General features: G+C 37.8%; 22 protein-coding genes. 19 read left to right on the top strand and 3 right to left on the bottom strand.

All coding sequences use genetic code 11. The features are described 5' to 3' along the window. Positions 1-9 precede the first annotated feature (9 nt). From spoIIM to lysA, 16 genes are all read left to right on the top strand, one after another. On the top strand, positions 10-651 hold the full coding sequence (gene spoIIM, locus BMSHG_RS10365) for a stage II sporulation protein M (RefSeq protein WP_019154381.1): 642 nt from the start codon (positions 10-12) through the stop codon (positions 649-651). 137 nt (positions 652-788) lie between these two features. Next, positions 789-1,235, top strand: coding sequence for a ferric iron uptake transcriptional regulator (fur, locus tag BMSHG_RS10360; RefSeq protein ID WP_019154380.1), 447 nt, complete (start codon positions 789-791; stop codon positions 1,233-1,235). 210 nt (positions 1,236-1,445) lie between these two features. After that, complete coding sequence (locus BMSHG_RS10355) at positions 1,446-1,673, top strand: YqzK family protein (protein ID WP_019154379.1); 228 nt, start codon at positions 1,446-1,448, stop codon at positions 1,671-1,673. 5 nt (positions 1,674-1,678) lie between these two features. Next, a complete protein-coding gene (xerD, locus tag BMSHG_RS10350; RefSeq protein WP_019154378.1) occupies positions 1,679-2,572 on the top strand; it encodes a site-specific tyrosine recombinase XerD in 894 nt (297 codons plus the stop codon). Between the two features lie 220 nt (positions 2,573-2,792). After that, on the top strand, positions 2,793-3,971 hold the full coding sequence (deoB, locus tag BMSHG_RS10345) for a phosphopentomutase (protein WP_019154377.1): 1,179 nt from the start codon (positions 2,793-2,795) through the stop codon (positions 3,969-3,971). Positions 3,972-3,986: 15 nt separating this feature from the next. Then, positions 3,987-4,805 (top strand): purine-nucleoside phosphorylase, encoded by an 819-nt coding sequence (locus BMSHG_RS10340; RefSeq protein ID WP_019154376.1) that lies wholly within the window; start codon positions 3,987-3,989, stop codon positions 4,803-4,805. A 30-nt stretch (positions 4,806-4,835) separates the two neighbouring features. Next, on the top strand, positions 4,836-6,140 hold the full coding sequence (locus tag BMSHG_RS10335; RefSeq protein ID WP_019154375.1) for a pyrimidine-nucleoside phosphorylase: 1,305 nt from the start codon (positions 4,836-4,838) through the stop codon (positions 6,138-6,140). Between the two features lie 158 nt (positions 6,141-6,298). Next, a complete protein-coding gene (locus BMSHG_RS10330; protein ID WP_019154374.1) occupies positions 6,299-7,468 on the top strand; it encodes a D-alanyl-D-alanine carboxypeptidase family protein in 1,170 nt (389 codons plus the stop codon). Between the two features lie 169 nt (positions 7,469-7,637). After that, positions 7,638-7,988: an anti-sigma F factor antagonist gene (spoIIAA, locus tag BMSHG_RS10325; protein WP_019154373.1), complete on the top strand. Its 351-nt coding sequence runs from the start codon at positions 7,638-7,640 to the stop codon at positions 7,986-7,988. Positions 7,989-7,991: 3 nt separating this feature from the next. After that, on the top strand, positions 7,992-8,432 hold the full coding sequence (gene spoIIAB, locus BMSHG_RS10320) for an anti-sigma F factor (RefSeq protein WP_019154372.1): 441 nt from the start codon (positions 7,992-7,994) through the stop codon (positions 8,430-8,432). Between the two features lie 13 nt (positions 8,433-8,445). Beyond that, entirely contained in the window at positions 8,446-9,204 is a 759-nt protein-coding gene (sigF, locus tag BMSHG_RS10315) for an RNA polymerase sporulation sigma factor SigF (protein WP_019154371.1), read from the top strand. A gap of 115 nt (positions 9,205-9,319) precedes the next feature. Next, complete coding sequence (locus BMSHG_RS10310; protein WP_019154370.1) at positions 9,320-9,940, top strand: stage V sporulation protein AA; 621 nt, start codon at positions 9,320-9,322, stop codon at positions 9,938-9,940. Next, on the top strand, positions 9,930-10,352 hold the full coding sequence (locus BMSHG_RS10305) for a stage V sporulation protein AB (RefSeq protein ID WP_019154369.1): 423 nt from the start codon (positions 9,930-9,932) through the stop codon (positions 10,350-10,352). Before BMSHG_RS10310 ends, BMSHG_RS10305 begins: the two co-directional genes overlap by 11 nt. A gap of 45 nt (positions 10,353-10,397) precedes the next feature. Next, on the top strand, positions 10,398-10,970 hold the full coding sequence (locus tag BMSHG_RS10300; protein WP_019154368.1) for a stage V sporulation protein AE: 573 nt from the start codon (positions 10,398-10,400) through the stop codon (positions 10,968-10,970). Next, the gene (locus BMSHG_RS10295) at positions 10,960-12,447 is read left to right on the top strand and encodes a spore germination protein (RefSeq protein ID WP_019154367.1); all 1,488 of its coding nucleotides are present in this window, start codon (positions 10,960-10,962) and stop codon (positions 12,445-12,447) included. The genes BMSHG_RS10300 and BMSHG_RS10295 overlap by 11 nt, the downstream gene beginning before the upstream one ends. Before the next feature lie 137 nt (positions 12,448-12,584). After that, positions 12,585-13,904: a diaminopimelate decarboxylase gene (lysA, locus tag BMSHG_RS10290; RefSeq protein WP_019154366.1), complete on the top strand. Its 1,320-nt coding sequence runs from the start codon at positions 12,585-12,587 to the stop codon at positions 13,902-13,904. A 24-nt stretch (positions 13,905-13,928) separates the two neighbouring features. Here the strand turns inward: lysA and BMSHG_RS10285 are convergent, their stop codons facing one another. After that, the gene (locus tag BMSHG_RS10285) at positions 13,929-14,810 is read right to left on the bottom strand and encodes a DUF1002 domain-containing protein (protein ID WP_019154365.1); all 882 of its coding nucleotides are present in this window, start codon (positions 14,808-14,810) and stop codon (positions 13,929-13,931) included. 453 nt (positions 14,811-15,263) lie between these two features. Between BMSHG_RS10285 and BMSHG_RS10280 the strand changes: the two genes are divergently transcribed. Beyond that, positions 15,264-15,635 (top strand): GNAT family N-acetyltransferase, encoded by a 372-nt coding sequence (locus BMSHG_RS10280; protein ID WP_019154364.1) that lies wholly within the window; start codon positions 15,264-15,266, stop codon positions 15,633-15,635. Here BMSHG_RS10280 and BMSHG_RS10275 read toward each other — a convergent pair whose 3' ends face one another. Together BMSHG_RS10275 and BMSHG_RS26080 are read right to left on the bottom strand one after the other, a co-directional pair. Continuing rightward, positions 15,636-16,157, bottom strand: a complete 522-nt coding sequence (locus tag BMSHG_RS10275) for a DUF309 domain-containing protein (RefSeq protein WP_019154363.1) — start codon at positions 16,155-16,157, stop codon at positions 15,636-15,638. It abuts the gene before it with no gap. A gap of 128 nt (positions 16,158-16,285) precedes the next feature. Next, positions 16,286-16,375, bottom strand: coding sequence for a YjcZ family sporulation protein (locus tag BMSHG_RS26080; protein WP_019154362.1), 90 nt, complete (start codon positions 16,373-16,375; stop codon positions 16,286-16,288). 222 nt (positions 16,376-16,597) lie between these two features. Here BMSHG_RS26080 and BMSHG_RS10265 point away from each other — a divergent pair, with 222 nt between their 5' ends. After that, on the top strand, positions 16,598-17,341 hold the full coding sequence (locus tag BMSHG_RS10265) for a segregation/condensation protein A (protein WP_019154361.1): 744 nt from the start codon (positions 16,598-16,600) through the stop codon (positions 17,339-17,341). 5 nt (positions 17,342-17,346) lie between these two features. Next, entirely contained in the window at positions 17,347-17,934 is a 588-nt protein-coding gene (gene scpB / locus BMSHG_RS10260; protein WP_019154360.1) for an SMC-Scp complex subunit ScpB, read from the top strand. Positions 17,935-17,991: the final 57 nt, after the last annotated feature.

Below are 17,991 nucleotides of genomic sequence, written 5' to 3'. Positions count from 1 at the left end.
GGCCATGGCATGAAGAAAAAGAAGTACCAGGATATCATCTCTAATCATTTTCGCGAACATTCGTCCATATATTTGTTTGTGGTCGTCCTCTTTCTTATGGGAGTGATTTTTGGGGCCATAGTGGTAAATAGTTTAAGTCTAACGCAAAAAGAAGATTTATTTTATTATTTATCGCAGTTTTTCGGCCAAGTATCTGATGGAAAAGTGGCAGAGCCCTATGATTTGCTGTTACAGAGTTTTTTCCATAATAGTAAATTTGTTGGTTTGATGTGGATATTGGGAGTGTCCGTTATTGGACTACCAGTCATTCTTGTATTATTGTTTATTAAAGGAATGGTTGTCGGATTTACCGTAGGTTTTTTAGTTAATCAGATGAAATGGAATGGGTTTCTCCTTTCCTTTGTGTCGATATTGCCACAGAATCTAATCATCATTCCTATCTTTATTTTTGGAGCTACTTTATCGGTTGCATTTTCGATCAAAATGATTAGAAAGCAATTTATGAAGAAGATGGGACAACCGGTCTTACCGTTACTGGGTCGCTATGTCCTTGCCTATTTAGGGGCTCTTGTGATCTTAATGATGGCTGCAAGTGTGGAGGCCTATATATCCCCAGCCTTAATGAAGTTTGTAATAAATGCAGTTCAATAAAAGGCTTAGAAATGTTCAGATGATAATTATTATTATATAAAAATCATTTTCTTTACTTAATTGTAATGATTTTATTTTGAAATTACTCGGCTCTCTGTTATAATAAAATCGTGACAGTGGCGAGGAGGACAAACGTAATGGAAACAAGAATTGAGAGAATTAAGAAACATTTACATTCATCTAGCTATAAGCTAACACCTCAGCGTGAGGCTACAGTAAGAGTTTTGCTAGAACACGAAGAGGATCATTTAAGCGCTGAAGATGTTTACCTCCTTGTTAAAGAAAAGTCACCTGAAATTGGTCTAGCAACTGTTTATAGAACACTAGAGTTATTAACTGAATTGAAAATAGTAGATAAAATAAATTTTGGGGATGGCGTTTCCCGCTATGATTTAAGACAAGAAGGAGCAGCGCATTTCCATCATCATCTAGTCTGTATCGAATGTGGGGCAGTGGATGAAATTCAAGAAGATTTATTAGAAGATGTCGAAGCGGTTGTGGAACAAAGATGGAACTTTAAGATCAAAGATCATCGTCTAACCTTCCATGGCATTTGCTATCGTTGTCAAGATAATGAAGAATAGAACGAAAGCCTTTTTCAACTTAAGAAAAAGGCTTTTTTTACATTTGAGGGATTGTTGGAACAAACAAGTATGTATAACAGGTATATTTCTTGTCCTACTTGGCATATCTTTACTATGAGGATGGTTTTCTCTAGAAATTCGCAAAAAATGAAAGAGAGTTTCTAGAATAAACAACCATACATATATGATATGTTATGGAGGAAACGAAAAATGAAATCATGGATCAAACTAATATTAAATACATTTAAAGTATTTTTACTTTTCACGGCATGCACAATTCTTTTTTACTATGGTATTATGTGGGTAAACGAAGAATATCAGGATTATCACCGCTATGATGAGCCGAATGGTACGGCGATAAAAGTATCGGCGAATGTCAATGAACAAGAGCCATCGTGGTTCAATCGGTTAATTTTGTTTTATTTAGATGGGGAGTAATGTGAATGGAGCTTCAACTAAAGGACTTTATGCACTTTTTATTGGTCGAAAAGGGACTAGCCCAAAATACACTTATCTCATATGAACGAGATTTGAAAAGCTATATTAAATTTCTGCAAACAAATGAAGAGATTTCAAACTTTCAAGACGTTCAGAGAACGCAGATAGTTCAATTTTTAGGACATCTGAAAGAGCAGGGGAAATCATCAAAAACACTGGCACGCCATACGGCTTCAATTCGTGCTTTTCATCAATTTATGTTACGAGAACGTGTCGTTGACCATGACCCATCGGTTCATATCGATACACCAAGGCTTGAGAGGAGTCTTCCTAAAGTTCTCAGCATGAATGAGGTCGAGCGATTACTAGAATCACCTAAAGCCGACGACCATTATGGAAAAAGGGATAAAGCGATGCTTGAGCTCTTATATGCCACAGGGATTCGGGTGAGTGAATTAATCAACTTAAATATGGATGATGCTCATTTAACGATGGGGTTTGTTCGTTGCATTGGAAAGGGGAATAAGGAAAGAATCATTCCTCTAGGAAAAACGGCTACAAATGCCATTCAGCAATATTTAGATGAGGGCCGCCCACAATTTGTTTCTAAGAAACATAAAGATGATGCCTTGTTTTTAAATCATCACGGGAGAAGATTAACAAGACAAGGCTTTTGGAAAATTTTGAAGCGACTCACAAATGAGGCGGGGATTCAAAAAGAATTAACACCCCATACGTTACGTCATTCTTTTGCCACTCATTTATTGGAAAATGGGGCAGATTTGAGAGCTGTTCAAGAAATGCTCGGACATGCTGATATTTCAACAACACAAATTTATACCCATGTAACAAAGACGCGCTTGAAAGATGTATATAGTAAATTCCATCCACGAGCTTAATAGAATAAGAGCGTTATTGGGCGAAAGCTACTTATGAATTTATAGGTAGCTTTTTCTTGTTTTTTCTTGGTACTTTTTAGTAAACTATAGATGTCAGACTTCTGACAAATTAAAGTTGATTGTATTCTATGTTCATACAGGGAAATGTAAGCATCATAGATGTCCATAAAAAATTTAGGTTTATGTCTAGGGATGAAAGAGTGCCCAAGGAGGAGATTGAATGACTTATCAGTATAAACGAATTTTCTTAGTTGTGATGGATTCTGTAGGAATCGGTGAGGCTCCAGACGCTGAACAATTTGGTGATTTAGGGGCAGATACATTAGGTCATATTGCAGAAAAAATGAGCGGCCTAAACATGCCAAACATGGGAAAATTAGGTTTGAGCAATATTCGTGAAATTAAAGGAATAGAAAAGGCTGAGAAGCCACTTGCTTTTTATACAAAAATGCAAGAGGCGTCAAGTGGAAAAGATACAATGACAGGCCATTGGGAAATCATGGGTTTACATATTGATACCCCGTTTCGAGTATTCCCAGAAGGATTTCCTGAGGAATTAATTTCTAAGCTAGAATCAAGAACAGGCCGAAAGATCATCGGTAACAAACCGGCAAGTGGTACAGAAATTCTCGTCGAGCTAGGCGAAGAACATTTGAAAACAGGAAACTTAATTGTCTATACATCAGCAGATTCTGTGCTTCAAATTGCGGCACATGAAGAGATTGTGCCAATCGAAGAACAGTATGAAATTTGTAAAATTGCTCGTGAGCTAACGTTAGATGAGAAATATATGGTTGGACGTGTCATTGCTAGGCCGTTTGTAGGGGAACCGGGATCATTTAAAAGAACAGCAAATCGACATGATTATGCCCTGAAACCATTTGAACGTACGGTTATGAATGAATTGAAAGATGCTAATCTTGATGTGATTGCGATTGGGAAAATCTCCGATATTTATGATGGAGAAGGGGTAACTGAATCGTTACGAACAGTGTCCAATATGGATGGCATGGATAAGCTTGTGCAAACATTTGAGATGGATTTTACCGGTATAAGCTTCTTAAATTTAGTGGACTTTGATGCTCTTTTCGGCCATCGCAGAGATCCAGAAGGATATGGAAAGGCACTAGAAGAATATGATGCAAGACTTCCAGAGGTTTTTGCAAAAATGGAGGAAGATGATTTGCTCATCATCACAGCTGATCATGGGAATGACCCTATACATCACGGGACAGACCATACACGTGAATACGTCCCACTCCTCGTTTATGCGAAGAATTTAGAAGGAAAATCATTGCCGCTAAGAGAAACTTTTGCCGATATTGGGGCAACCGTTGCGGACAATTTTAATGTTAAGCTTCCAAAATACGGACAGAGCTTTCTTAGTGATTTAAAGTAATGGAGGAGAATTTGAATGGAATTTGAAAAAATTGTAGCTGCAGCTTCGTATTTACAAGAAAAGATTGACGTAAAACCTGTGGTAGGACTTATTCTTGGTTCTGGCTTAGGAGTTCTTGCAGATGAAATTGAAAACCCTGTCCGAACTCCATACGAGGAAATTCCGGATTTCCCTGTGTCAACAGTAGAAGGACATGCGGGCCAGCTCGTTTTTGGTCAATTAAATGGAGTACCCGTTGTCGCCATGCAAGGCCGCTTTCATTTTTATGAGGGCTACAGCTTTGAGCAGGTGACATTTCCAGTTCGTGTCATGAAAGAGTTAGGCGTCAAATCTCTAATTGTGACAAATGCTGCTGGCGGGGTTAATGAATCATTTTCTGCGGGGGATCTCATGCTAATTACTGATCACATAAATAATATGGGCTCTAATCCGTTAATCGGAAAAAATGATTCGAGATTAGGCGTAAGATTTCCTGATATGTCAGAAGCGTATTCAAAAGAATTTATTGAAAAAGCAAAATCAGTTGCTTCTGAGTTAAAGATCAAACTTCAAGAAGGTGTTTACGTTGGTAACACAGGTCCTACATATGAAACGCCTGCTGAAGTAAGAATGCTGCGAGTAATGGGCGGAGATGCTGTTGGAATGTCGACAGTACCAGAGGTAATTATAGCCCGTCACAGCGGTCTTAATGTACTAGGGATATCTTGTATTTCTAATATGGCATCAGGCATTTTGGATCAACCGTTGAATCATGAAGAAGTGATTGAAACAACGGAAAGGGTGAAAGAAAACTTCCTTCGCTTCGTTAAAGCGATGATCAAGGAATTGAAGTAATCTATTTCTGAAAAAAGTGGTGAATAGTCTATGAGAATGGTCGATTTAATTGAGAAAAAGAGAGACGGAGAAGAACTAACCACAGAAGAAATTCAGTTTATTATTAAAGGCTATACGGATGGTGAAATTCCAGATTATCAAGTTAGCGCATGGACAATGGCGATTTATTTTCAAGGCATGACGGAAAAAGAACGAGCAGATCTGACAATGGCTATGGTGCAATCTGGTGAACAAATTGATCTTTCTGGGATAGAAGGCGTTAAGGTCGATAAACATTCAACTGGAGGAGTTGGTGATACGACTACTCTCGTATTAGGTCCCCTTGTCGCCTCAGTTGGAGTTCCTGTGGCGAAAATGTCCGGACGTGGTCTCGGTCATACTGGAGGAACGATTGATAAATTAGAATCCATTTCGGGATTCCATGTTGAAATCACAAAAGAAGAATTTATTCGCTTAGTGAATAAGAATAAGCTTGCTGTCATCGGTCAAAGTGGCAATCTAACACCAGCAGATAAAAAACTGTATGCATTGCGAGATGTGACGGCGACAGTGGATAGCATTCCGCTTATTGCAAGTTCAATTATGAGTAAAAAAATCGCTGCTGGAGCAGATAGCATCGTCTTAGATGTAAAAACAGGTGCTGGGGCTTTCATGAAAACGATTGAAGATTCCCGTGAGCTAGCAAAAGCGATGGTTCGAATTGGGAATAATGTAGGCAGAAAGACGATGGCTGTTATTTCAGATATGAATCAACCACTTGGTTTTGCGATTGGCAATGCGTTAGAGGTGAAGGAAGCCATTGATACGTTAAAAGGTGAGGGACCTGAAGATTTAACAGAGCTGTGTCTTGCTCTTGGAAGCCAAATGGTTCTTTTAGCAAATAAAGCGAACAGCTTAGAAGAAGCAAGAGAAAAGCTTCAAAAAGTAATGGAAGATGGAAGTGCTCTTAAAGCATTTAAAACATTTTTAGAATCACAAGGAGGAGACCCTTCTGTTGTAGATGAACCATCAAAATTACCGCAGGCAAAGTTCACCTTTGAATTGGAAGCAAAAGCCGATGGCTATGTCACAGAAATGGTAGCCGATGAAATCGGAACTGCAGCCATGCTTCTCGGAGCAGGAAGAGCTACAAAAGAATCTGATATCGATTTAGCAGTAGGCTTTATGCTCAACAAAAAAATCGGAGACAAGGTGATTAAAGGCGAATCCCTTGTCACTATCTACAGCAATTTTGAAAACGTAAACGAAGTCAAAGAAATGCTCTATCGAAACATCAAAGTATCGGCAACAAAAGTAGAGGCACCAACATTAATTTATGAAGTAATTACCGAATAACATAACGTTAAATGTCATTAGAAAGACCCTAAACAAACTCGAAGAAAGTGAGCTTGTTTAGGGTCTTTTTGATCTTTTTCTAAGGGCAACGTTTTTTCTTGTATATTTTTAGTTTTAATGGTGAAAAATGGATTTATAAAGAATGGAGGGTTTATGTCATGAAAAGGTTTGTATCTATGTTTCTAATAGCAATACTAGTTACATCTTTGATTACCCCTGCTGTTTTAGCAGAAGAACAAACAGGTGTTAATTTAGCCGATGAGGCAAAATCAGCTATCTTAATTGAAAGAGATACTGGCACAGTACTTTATGATAAAAATAGTAATGAACAACTACCTCCTGCAAGCATGACGAAAATCATGACGATGCTCTTAATCATGGAGGCAATCGATAGTGGAAAGCTGAAAATGGACGAAAAAATCCGCACCAGTGAATACGCCGCTTCCATGGGCGGATCACAAGTATTTCTTGAACCAGGTGAAGAAATGACAACCGAAGAAATGCTAAGAGCAATTGCAATTGGTTCTGCGAATGATGCATCTGTTGCGGTAGCAGAGAGAATTGCTGGTTCTGAAGAAGCTTTTGTTGAAGAAATGAATAAAAAGGTTAAAGAGCTGGGGCTTAAAAATACATTATTTCAAAATACAACCGGCTTACCAGCAGATAATCATTATAGTACGGCTCATGATATGGCCATTATTGCGAAAGAGCTTTTGAAATATGATGGAATTACAAAGTTTACAGGTACATATGAATCTTACTTAAGAGAAAATTCGGAGAAGAAATTTTGGCTAGTGAATACCAACCGACTGGTTAAATTCTATCCTGGAGTTGATGGGTTAAAAACCGGATTTACGAGTGAAGCCAAATATTGTTTAACCGCAACGGCAGAGAAAAAAGGGATGCGAGTGATTGCGGTTGTATTTGGTGCACCAACTTCAAAAGCAAGGAATGCCCAAGTAACAAAAATGCTCGATTATGCCTTTAGTCAATATGAAACGCATCCATTATTTGAACGCAATGTCTCCATTGAAAAAGCGAAGGTGAGCAAAGGAGACATGAAAAAAGTGGATGCTGTTACGAGTGAACCGATCTCCATTTTAACGAAAAAAGGAGAAAAAGTTGAAGATGTAAAACAAGAAATTGTGATTAATGAGGATATTAAAGCGCCTCTTAAAAAAGGTGATGAAGTTGGTCACTTGAAATTGATGAAAGATGGTAAAACGCTAGTACAAAGTCCTCTAGTAGCAAGTAAGGATGTAAAAGAAGCTAGCTGGTGGGTATTATTCAAACGTTCCTTTGGAATGTTTACAAAGGCTGGTGATTAAGGAAATTTCAAATGTGTGAACACACGAGTGTTATAAAAAACATCATTTGTCGAATTGTCTAATATTCCAACTTTTTTTAGCGAATTGTTACTAGTTTTGTCCATAAGAAGGAAATCAAGGTTCACATAACGAATTGACTCACTATGAAAGACTAAGGAGGTTTGGAGTAGTGAGTCTAGACATTGAATTAGAAGTCAAGCAAGATGTTTTATGCATTCGTCTTAGTGGTGAGTTAGATCATCATTTTGCAGATGAATTGCGTAAACGAGCAACAAAGGCAATTGAAGAACATCAAATTCGTCATATTGTCTTGAATTTAGAATCTTTAACCTTTATGGATAGCTCAGGTCTGGGTGTGATTCTTGGTCGATATAAGCAAATTAAGCAAAAGCATGGTGAAATGGTCGTATGTGCAATTTCCCCTAGTGTCCAAAGGTTATTTGATATGTCAGGCTTATTTAAAATAATACGTCTAGAGCCGACAGAACAATTTGCTTTGGAAAGATTGGGGGTAGCATAATCAATGAAAAATGAAATGCATTTGCAGTTTAATGCTCTAAGTCAAAACGAATCATTCGCAAGGGTTACGGTTGCCGCTTTTATCGCACAATTAGATCCAACAATGGATGAATTAACAGAAATTAAAACCGTTGTATCAGAGGCTGTGACGAATGCGATTATACATGGATACGAAAATAATCCTGAAGGAATCGTCTATATTTCAGTAAAACTAGAAGATGATTTTATCGATATGTCGATCAAAGATACAGGATTAGGCATTGATAATATTGATGAAGCACGTCAGCCCCTTTTTACAACGAAGCCTGAGTTAGAACGATCAGGCATGGGCTTCACCATCATGGAAAACTTCATGGACGAAATTGAGATTTACTCAAAGCTAGGAGAAGGTACAGAGGTTCGATTAAGAAAGCATTTAACAAAGAGTAAAATGTTATGCAATTAAGGGAGTCTTGCCTATGGATGTGGAGGTAAAATCAGACAAAAGCAAAAATTTTTTAAAAGACCATGAAGTCAAGGAACTAATTAAGAGAAGTCAAGATGGTGATGGCGACGCCAGGGATATGATTGTCCAAAAAAATATGCGCCTCGTCTGGTCAGTCGTACAACGATTTCTTAATCGTGGGTATGAGCCAGATGATCTCTTTCAAATTGGCTGCATTGGATTATTAAAATCAGTGGATAAATTTGACCTATCGTATGATGTGAAGTTTTCCACCTATGCGGTACCAATGATCATTGGTGAAATCCAGCGATTTATTCGTGATGATGGGACGGTGAAGGTTAGTCGTTCCTTAAAAGAACTGAGTAATAAAATTCGCAAAGCGAAGGATGAACTTTCGAAAAATTTAGGGAGAATTCCAACCATTAATGAACTCTCAGAGTTTTTAGATATCCCAGCTGAGGATATCATTCTTGCGCAAGATGCGAATCGAACCCCGTCCTCCATTCATGAGACCGTCTATGAAAATGATGGGGATCCGATTACATTATTGGATCAAATTGACGATGGCAATGAAGGAAAGTGGTTTGACAAAATTGCTTTAAAGGAAGCGATTCGAGAACTCGATGAAAGGGAAAGATTAATTGTCTATCTTAGGTACTACAAAGATCAGACACAATCAGAAGTAGCAGAACGACTAGGAATATCCCAAGTACAAGTATCCAGACTCGAGAAAAAAATATTGCAGCAAATGAAAGACCATATGGACGTCTAGTCCATATGGTCTTTTTTCGCTCATCACCATTTTCCCACTTTTTGGTGTTCATGAAGGAAATAGCTGTTACTCATACTATTTATACAAGGAAATCAATGTGTGGGATGTGACTGTGATGGAAGAAACCATTTATATTCGAATGCGACATCGTGTTCAAATTCGACCGCACGATACGGTTTACTTAAGAGATGTAGCCCAAATTATTGCAGATGAGAAGATTTTCAAGCAGTTACAGCAACTACCGGTTTATCAAGAAAATGAACAAGATCACAACATTATTATAATCGATGTAATGAAGGTAATCGAAAGAATCACAGAGATTACGCATCATCTCGAGGTTCAGACGATAGGACCAGCGCAAACAATCGTGGAGGTTATCCATAAGAAAAAAGGAGTTTCAATCCCTTTTTTTATTTTGATTTGGTGTTTGTTATTCTTCGGTGCAGCCCTAGCGATTATGTATTTCCATGAAGATGTGGCGATGCGTGAAACACAACAGCGGCTTTATACGATTATTACTGGGAAGGTAGTAGAGAAACCATTGTTGTTCCAAATTCCATATTCCTTCGGTCTTGGTCTAGGAATGGTTCTCTTTTTCAATCACGTATTCCGCAAACGATTAAATGAAGAGCCCAGTCCTCTTGAAGTCGAAATGTTTAATTACCAGCAAGACTTGGATCGATATGTTAGCTTAACCGAGAACAAAGAAAGCATGAAGAGAATCGATGACGATTAAGATTGCCTTTATTATCTTTATCGGTCTTGCGGGAGGACTTGCGGTAGGTTCGGGGTTTGTTGCCTTTTTAACTGTGCTTGGGATTATTCCAAGACTCACACAATTAACAAAAACAATGAAAATGATTATAGGGTATCAATGGGCGGTTGTTTTTGGTGCGGTAGTAGGGGGATTTGTTAGTTTAAGGGACTGGACCATGCATTTTTCTCCTTACACATTAATCCCTCTAGGTGTTGCCGGCGGTGTTTTTGTCGGAATGATGGCTGCAGCTCTTACGGAGGTTCTCAATGTTTTTCCGATCTTAGCAAAGCGAATTGGCTTAGAGGAAAAGATCGTTATTCTCATGATGGCTTTTGTATTTGGAAAAATATTTGGTTCCTTGTATCAATGGTTATACTTTGTTGGAGATTAGGGTTACAACAGGCCGTAAGTATCTTCATATGAAAGGATAGGATCTATGGGTGAACGAAAGCGCATCATAATCATTACAGATGGGGATGAGTACGCAAGAAAAGCCGTGGAGCATGTGGCAAAGGAAATAGGGGGTCGTTGTATTTCCATGTCTCACGGGAATCCAACTGCCATTACCGGTTCTGAAATCGTTGCCTTAATTAAGAAAGCTCCTCATGAACCAATCCTTGTTATGTTTGATGATAGCGGCTTGGTCGGAGAAGGATATGGAGAAAGAGCGTTGAAATTTGTAGCGAAACATCCAGACATTGAAGTATTAGGTGTTTTAGCCGTGGCAGCAAAAACAAGGCAAGCAGAGTGGACAAGGATAGATGTTAGTGTCGATCGCTATGGAGAGTTAACACCATATGGGGTTGATAAATATGGAGAACCAGAACTGGAGATAGGAAGATTAAATGGAGATACCGTCTACAGCCTTGATGAACTCGATTTACCAGTAGTCGTGGGAATAGGGGATATTGGAAAAATGTCAGGAAAGGATTCATATGAAATCGGTGCACCGATCACCAAAAAAGCGATTGAAATAATCCTAGAAAGGAGCGGATTTCATGAACACTAAAGGTCCTACGGAGAATCTGAAATCAATCTCCACTAATCCTGAAGAAGTAGAAAAATATATGGAAGATAGGATAGGTCTAGGTGAAAGCTTTGATCTAGGTGTAAGAAAAATAAAAGTGTTAAATAAAGAAGTACAGTTTTACTATGTAAATGGGTTATGCGATACAGAATTTATCATCTATATATTAAAAGAGCTTGTAGACTTGAATGATAATGAAAAAAAGTCCGGAGATGTCTTTAAAATAATTGAAAATCGTCTCCTTCATCAATCCGTATCAGTTGTGAAATCGATGGACGAGTTAGTCGATCAGGTACTCTCTGGATTAATCATGGTTGTAATTGAGGGGGAAAATGAAGGTTTTGCAATTGATGTAAGGAGCTATCCAGGCAGACAACCAGAAGAACCAGCGACTGAGAAGGTAGTTAGAGGTTCAAAAGATGGGTTTGTCGAAAATATTATTATGAATACAGGACTTACCCGTCTTAGAATAAGGGATGAAAGACTGAGATTCGAAATCTTAAAGATTGGGGAGCGCTCCAAAACAGATGTGGCAATTGCTTACGTAAAGGATGTTGCAAATAAGGATCTTATTGATATCATCAAAAAAGAACTAAATGCCATTGACGTGGATGGTCTAACGATGGCTGATAAAGCAGTTGAAGAATATTTAGTGAAACAGGGTTACAACCCATATCCGCTCGTACGCTATACAGAAAGAGCAGATGTAGCAGCGACTCACTTATTAGAAGGTCATGTTTTGATTTATGTCGCAACATCTCCGAGTGTCATTATTACACCAACGACATTTTTTCATCATTTGCAGCATGCAGAAGAATACAGACAGTCTCCTACAGCGGGAACCTTCATTAGATGGTGTCGGTTCTTAGGGGTGTTCGCTTCATTATTTTTAGTGCCTCTATGGCTTATTTTTGTATTAGAACCATCGTTGTTACCAGAAAAGCTTAAATTTATAGGTCCAAATGAAGAATCGAATATCCCGATCATCTTGCAAATCTATTTCTCAGAACTCGGTTTAATGTTTTTGCGATTAGCAGCTATTCACACTCCAACACCATTAGCAACAGCAATGGGGTTAATTGCTGCGGTTTTAATCGGACAAATCGCTATTGATGTAGGTTTGTTTGTCCCTGAAGTTATCTTGTATGTAGCGGTTTCGGCCATGGGAACCTTTTCTACACCAAGTTATGAACTAAGTATGGCAAACAATATTATGAAACTGATCTTGCTAAGCTTAGTTGCTCTTTTCAAAATTCCCGGTTTTGTGATAGGAATGACGGTTTTAGTTGTGTTCTTAGCAAGTTTGCGCTCTTTAAGAAGTCCGTATCTGTGGCCGTTTATACCATTTAGTCCCAAGGCTTTCCTGCAAATTCTTATTCGTAGTTCAACACCTGGTTCCAAGATTAGACCAAGCATCGTAAGACCTAGAAATCGACAAAAGCAAGCAACGAATTCTTAATATGAAGTTTTTGCTAATCCCTAGTTTTGTTGTAGGAATTGAAGTTTCCCCTTTTATATGATAAAGTAATTTCTATTCGTAGGATTTCACAATATTAAGAAAGAACTAATTTATGCGCTAGAATGAGGGGATACATGATGTTTTTGCACGGGACTTCAAAAGTTAATGATAGTGGTCATTTAGAAATTGGTGGCGTCGATACAGTTGAAATCATAAAGGAGTTCGGTACTCCTGTATATGTATATGATGTAGCGCTAATAAGAGAACGAGCTCGCGGATTTCGAGAGACCTTTGAAAAATTAGGTGTGAATTCACAGGTTGCATATGCTAGCAAGGCATTTTCAACAATTGCGATGGTTCAGTTGGCTGAGCAGGAGGGGTTGTCTCTTGATGTTGTGTCTGGTGGGGAACTTTATACTGCCATTTGCGCAGAGTTTCCAGTGAAGAGAATTCATTTTCATGGAAATAACAAGAGCCGTGAAGAGTTGTTAATGGCTATCGAACATGAAATTGGGTGTATTGTCGTTGATAATTTTTACGAACTTCATATGTTAGAGGAGCTTTGCAACCAGAAGCGCGTAAAGATGGATATCCTTCTACGTGTGACACCTGGAATTGAGGCTCATACGCATGATTATATTTTAACAGGCCAAGAAGACTCAAAATTTGGCTTTGACTTGCAAAATGGTCAAGCAGACAATGCTGTTAAACAGGCACTTGAATCTAAAAGTTTGAATTTGTTGGGGATTCATTGTCATATTGGTTCTCAAATCTTTGAAACAACTGGCTTCATTTTAGCTGCAAGAAAGATCTTCTCAAAGCTACATCAATGGTATGAGACTTATCGTTTTGAGTCTGAGGTACTTAATCTTGGCGGCGGCTTTGGAATACGCTATACGGATGAAGATGCTCCAATTCCAGCAGCCCAGTATGTCGAGGAAATCATCTTAGAAGTTAAAGAGCAAGCTCAAGCACTTCATATGAAAGTACCAGAAATATGGATTGAACCAGGCCGTTCATTAGTTGGAGATGCAGGAACAACTCTATATCAAGTGGGTTCGCGAAAAGAAGTGCCGAACGTACGTAATTATTTGGCTGTAGATGGAGGAATGAGTGATAATATTCGTCCAGCTTTATATGAGGCAAAGTATGAAGCGATATTAGCAAACCGACCGCTAGATGAAGTAGAGGAAACGGTATCAATTGCAGGGAAATGCTGTGAATCTGGGGATATGTTAATTTGGGATTTACCGCTTCCAAAGGCTGGTAATAATGATGTTTTAGCTGTGTTCTGTACAGGAGCATATGGATATTCTATGGCGAATAACTATAATCGCATCCCAAGACCACCTGTCGTTTTTGTCGAAAATGGCAACGTCCAATTGATAGTCAGAAGAGAGACATTTGAAGATATTGTCCATTTAGATGTTCCATTATTGGAACGCATAAAAAAGTAAGTTGCCACTTGGCAACTTACTTTTTTAATTATTGCTTCCGCCGAAGAAACTCTTAATGGCGTCAATGACACTGACGAAGAATCGTTTTAAGCTTTCTAAAAAGCCTTGCCCATCTTCGCTTTCAAGAAATTTTGAGATCTTATCTTTTGCTTGATTGATTTGTTCTCCAACTTGGTTCCAGTCAATGTCTAGATCTTTCAGTTTATTAAATAACCCAATTAAACTAGCCATTTCTTCTTCAGTTAAGGTAATCCCAAGGTCTTTGGCAGCCTGTTCAATAATCGCACGTAAGTCTGCATCTGATTGAGGAGCATTTTTTGCTATTTCCTCTTTTATTTTGGCGATTAATGCTGCAGCATTTTCTTGACCAACGGATTCTCCAAGTTCTGCTGTTTCCACCATTTCTTCATTAGCAGCCTGTTTGACTTCTTCAGGTATTGTCGTATCTGCTGAAATTTCATATGCTTTAATGATGCCAGTTAAAGCAGCTGTTCCTGATACTGAAGTAGGTGCTGTAATATAGATGCTTGCATCCTTCACGCCAGCAGTAATCAGTGCGTTAATATACATTTCATCTGTTACCCAGTTAATGTTTTTCGTTTTTACTTCAAGACCTGATCCGCTTTTTCCAACTGTAATGGCGGAAGAAGAGATAGCCTTTGTACCAATTAATGATTTGGCAATGTAGTTGCCAAGATATTGGTGTTCTTCTGCATTAGAAACGGCAATGATTTGTGCATCTTCTGGTGCATCCATTTCAGCAAGCAAAAGGTTTTTTTGTTCGTCTGTTAAGTTCTCTCCGAGGGTGATAATCATGTCTCCTTCTACCATATCGGCAAATCCTTGCAGTGGTAGAATGAAGAAAGCACAGAGAAGAGCTATTGTGATATTAAGTTTTTTTAGCATGAAATTTCCTCCTAGTAAAAGGTTCCATTTTATTTTCTAGAGATAGCCTTCCCACACAATAGACGAATGAAGTTCTAAGAAAGTTTCACATTCCTCTAAAATAAAGGCTGTGTATAAATCAGCTCAAATGGTTTATTACTTAAAAAAATGGTTCTATATGGAATAAATATATTATAGACTACCAATAAATAGATGCAAACTTTTCTTTCATGTTAATTGAAGGATTGAAGAAATTCTATAAATCTTGTATGATAGTAACGATTAATCATGACTTTATATAGGCTAATTTTTTTGTGAGAAGAACCAAATTTTCTAAAACGTCATACACTACATTAGAAAAGAAACCAATTGTAGATGGAAGTGCCAACGGGTGCTAGGTGCACTACTAGTTTAAAAAGAGAAATAAATGGAAAAAATAGGAGTATATGTTTTTTCCATTAATGAGGGATCTAAATGTTAATTCGTTATAAAAAAGCTTTTGAAAAAATTGCTATGGGTTTGTTATCTTTTATGCCAAATGAAAAAGATTTAAAGAAACTACAAAACACCATGAAGCAATATGAAGTTTCGGATGATTGGCAGCTTTTTCTGTGGAAAGATGAGGATGTCATTGGGTTAATAGGAGTTTCAATAAACGATGATAAACATGTTGAAATACAACATATATCCGTAAATCCATCCCACCGCCATCAAGGAATTGGAAGAAGTATGGTGAAATCATTGAAGAGTATTTTCCCTGACATGGAACTGCAGGCAAATGATGAAACAGCTAAATTTATCGATAAATGTGATTTAGATGAGGAAATGAAAGAAGACAGTGAATAACTATTCGCTGTCTTTTGTTTGTTTGAATTTAAGTGCGTTTGCTCTTTCTTGAATAACTTCACTACGGTCGCGCAGCAAATGGCGGTGAACAATTTCATCATTTGATAAATCACTACTTACGCTCCAACTTAACCCCTTTTGTTCACATGCCTTTTTACATGATGCTATAAGTGAGGAATCGTTGATAGGGAAATTTATACTTGTATATTCTTGATGCTCTTCCATTTCGATAAGTCGTTTCTTTAATAAGAGCATAAATTCATTTTCAGCTAAGCCGTACGGTTCAAGATCGTGCTGTTGAAAGATAGTGATCGCCTTTTTCAATGTGCGTGCTGCTCCACTGAAATTTCCTCTGCGATGGTGATAATTTGAAACCGCAAGGAGAATGAAGCCTACTAAAACAGAATTTTTATTGCTTTTATCAACTTTTTTCCAATATTCCTCTAATACTTCGTGGCACTCAAAATAATCACGGTCACCGTGAAAGTGAACTAAGTACTCAATATACTCTTGCGGGTACATTCGTTTCCTCCTATGCCGTTTTACATCAGTTTACCTTAGATTGATACGATGGTCGACCAATAATTATGTAATAAAAATGCCCAGAATATCTCCGGGCACTTTATATAAAAGTTTTTTAAGCTTTTATTTTATAACCAAGCTGCACCAACAATAACGAGTAGAATAAACAACACCACGATTAACGCAAATCCTGAACCAAATCCATGTCCTGCAGACATATTCAATCCCTCCTACTTGTTTATCTTTGTATTACAGTACTATCGTATGTAGGGGTGAAACGATCTGTATAGGCATTTACCCTAAAAGAATGGGCACAGATGATGGAAGTTAGTGGAAAGCGCATGCTAGCACTAAATTTTTATTGGATATCCTTCGTTAATCCTCTATACTTATAATAGTATTTATACGAATCTATAATGAAAAGCTTTGGTGGAAAAAATATGGATCACTACAATGTGAAGATTGATGCATTTGAAGGACCACTTGATTTACTCCTTCATTTAATCAATCGTCTTGAAATTGATATTTATGATATTCCTGTTTCTGAAATTACGGAGCAGTACCTCTTTTATATACATACAATGAAAGAACTTCAGCTTGATGTAGCTAGTGAATATTTAGTTATGGCGGCAACTCTGTTAGCGATTAAAAGTAAAATGCTTCTCCCGAAACATGAGGAAACGTTAGAGGATGAGTTCGAATTTGAATTTGAAGAGGATCCGAGAGATGAATTAGTTGAACGCTTAATTGAATATCGAAAATATAAAGAAGCAGCATCTGACTTGAAGAATCTTGAATTAGAACGAGGTTTAATGTTTACGAAGCCCCCAAGTGATTTAGCTGATTATTCTACTGAGCCGGGAACGGAGAGAAAAGACCTGGATGTATCTCTTTATGATATGTTAGGAGCGCTGCAAAAACTTTTACGACGAAAAAAGCTGCAAAGACCTCTACCAACGAAAATCTCACGCCAAGAAATTCCGATTGAGCAAAGAATGGATGAAATATTAAAGGATTTAAAGCTAAATAAGGGGAGAAGAAGCTTTTTTGATTTGTTTCCGAGGCAGGAAAAGGATCATATCGTCATTACCTTTTTAGCCGTTTTAGAATTGATGAAGCGAAGAGAAATCATTGTTGAACAAGATAGTAATTTCTCAGAAATTTTTGTGATGGGGAAGGAGTAACATTTTTGGAAGTTGTTAATTGGAAAGGAATTGTTGAAAGTCTTCTTTTTGCCGCTGGTGATGAAGGCCTATCAATTAAACAAATTTCACAAGTATTAGAAATAGAAGAAGCATATGCAGGAGAAATTCTTCTGCAACTTACAGAAGATTATGAAGCGGATCAAAATCGTGGCATAACAGTCGTCCAATTCGCTGGGAATTATCAGCTGGCGACAAAGAAAGAAAACTCTACCTATTTAAAGAAACTTGTAGAGTCCCCAACGACAACGACTTTGTCTCAGGCTGCCCTTGAAACTTTGGCGATTATTGCCTATAAACAGCCGATAACAAGAGCGGAGATTGAGGAGATTAGAGGTGTCAAAACAGAGCGCCCAATTCATACTTTAGTCGGAAAAGTATTAATTAAAGAAGTGGGTCGAGCTGAAGGAACCGGACGAGCTATTTTATATGGAACAACGAAGGAATTCCTTGATTACTTTGGATTGAGAAGCATTGAGGAGCTTCCACCTCTTCCAGAGAAGGTTGATGAAGAGTATATTCAAGAAGAAGCTGATTTGTTTTTTGAGAAATTCCAAGAGACACTCGATACTTGATTTTCTGACACAGAATTATGAGAATATGGTAGAATAAGAGTAACATTAACTTGCTGT

This window comes from Robertmurraya massiliosenegalensis JC6, assembly GCF_000311725.1.
Lineage (GTDB): Bacteria > Bacillota > Bacilli > Bacillales > Cytobacillaceae > Robertmurraya > Robertmurraya massiliosenegalensis.
The sequence above is the reverse complement of the archived record's forward strand: the minus strand, read 5'-3'. Positions and strand labels throughout refer to the sequence as shown.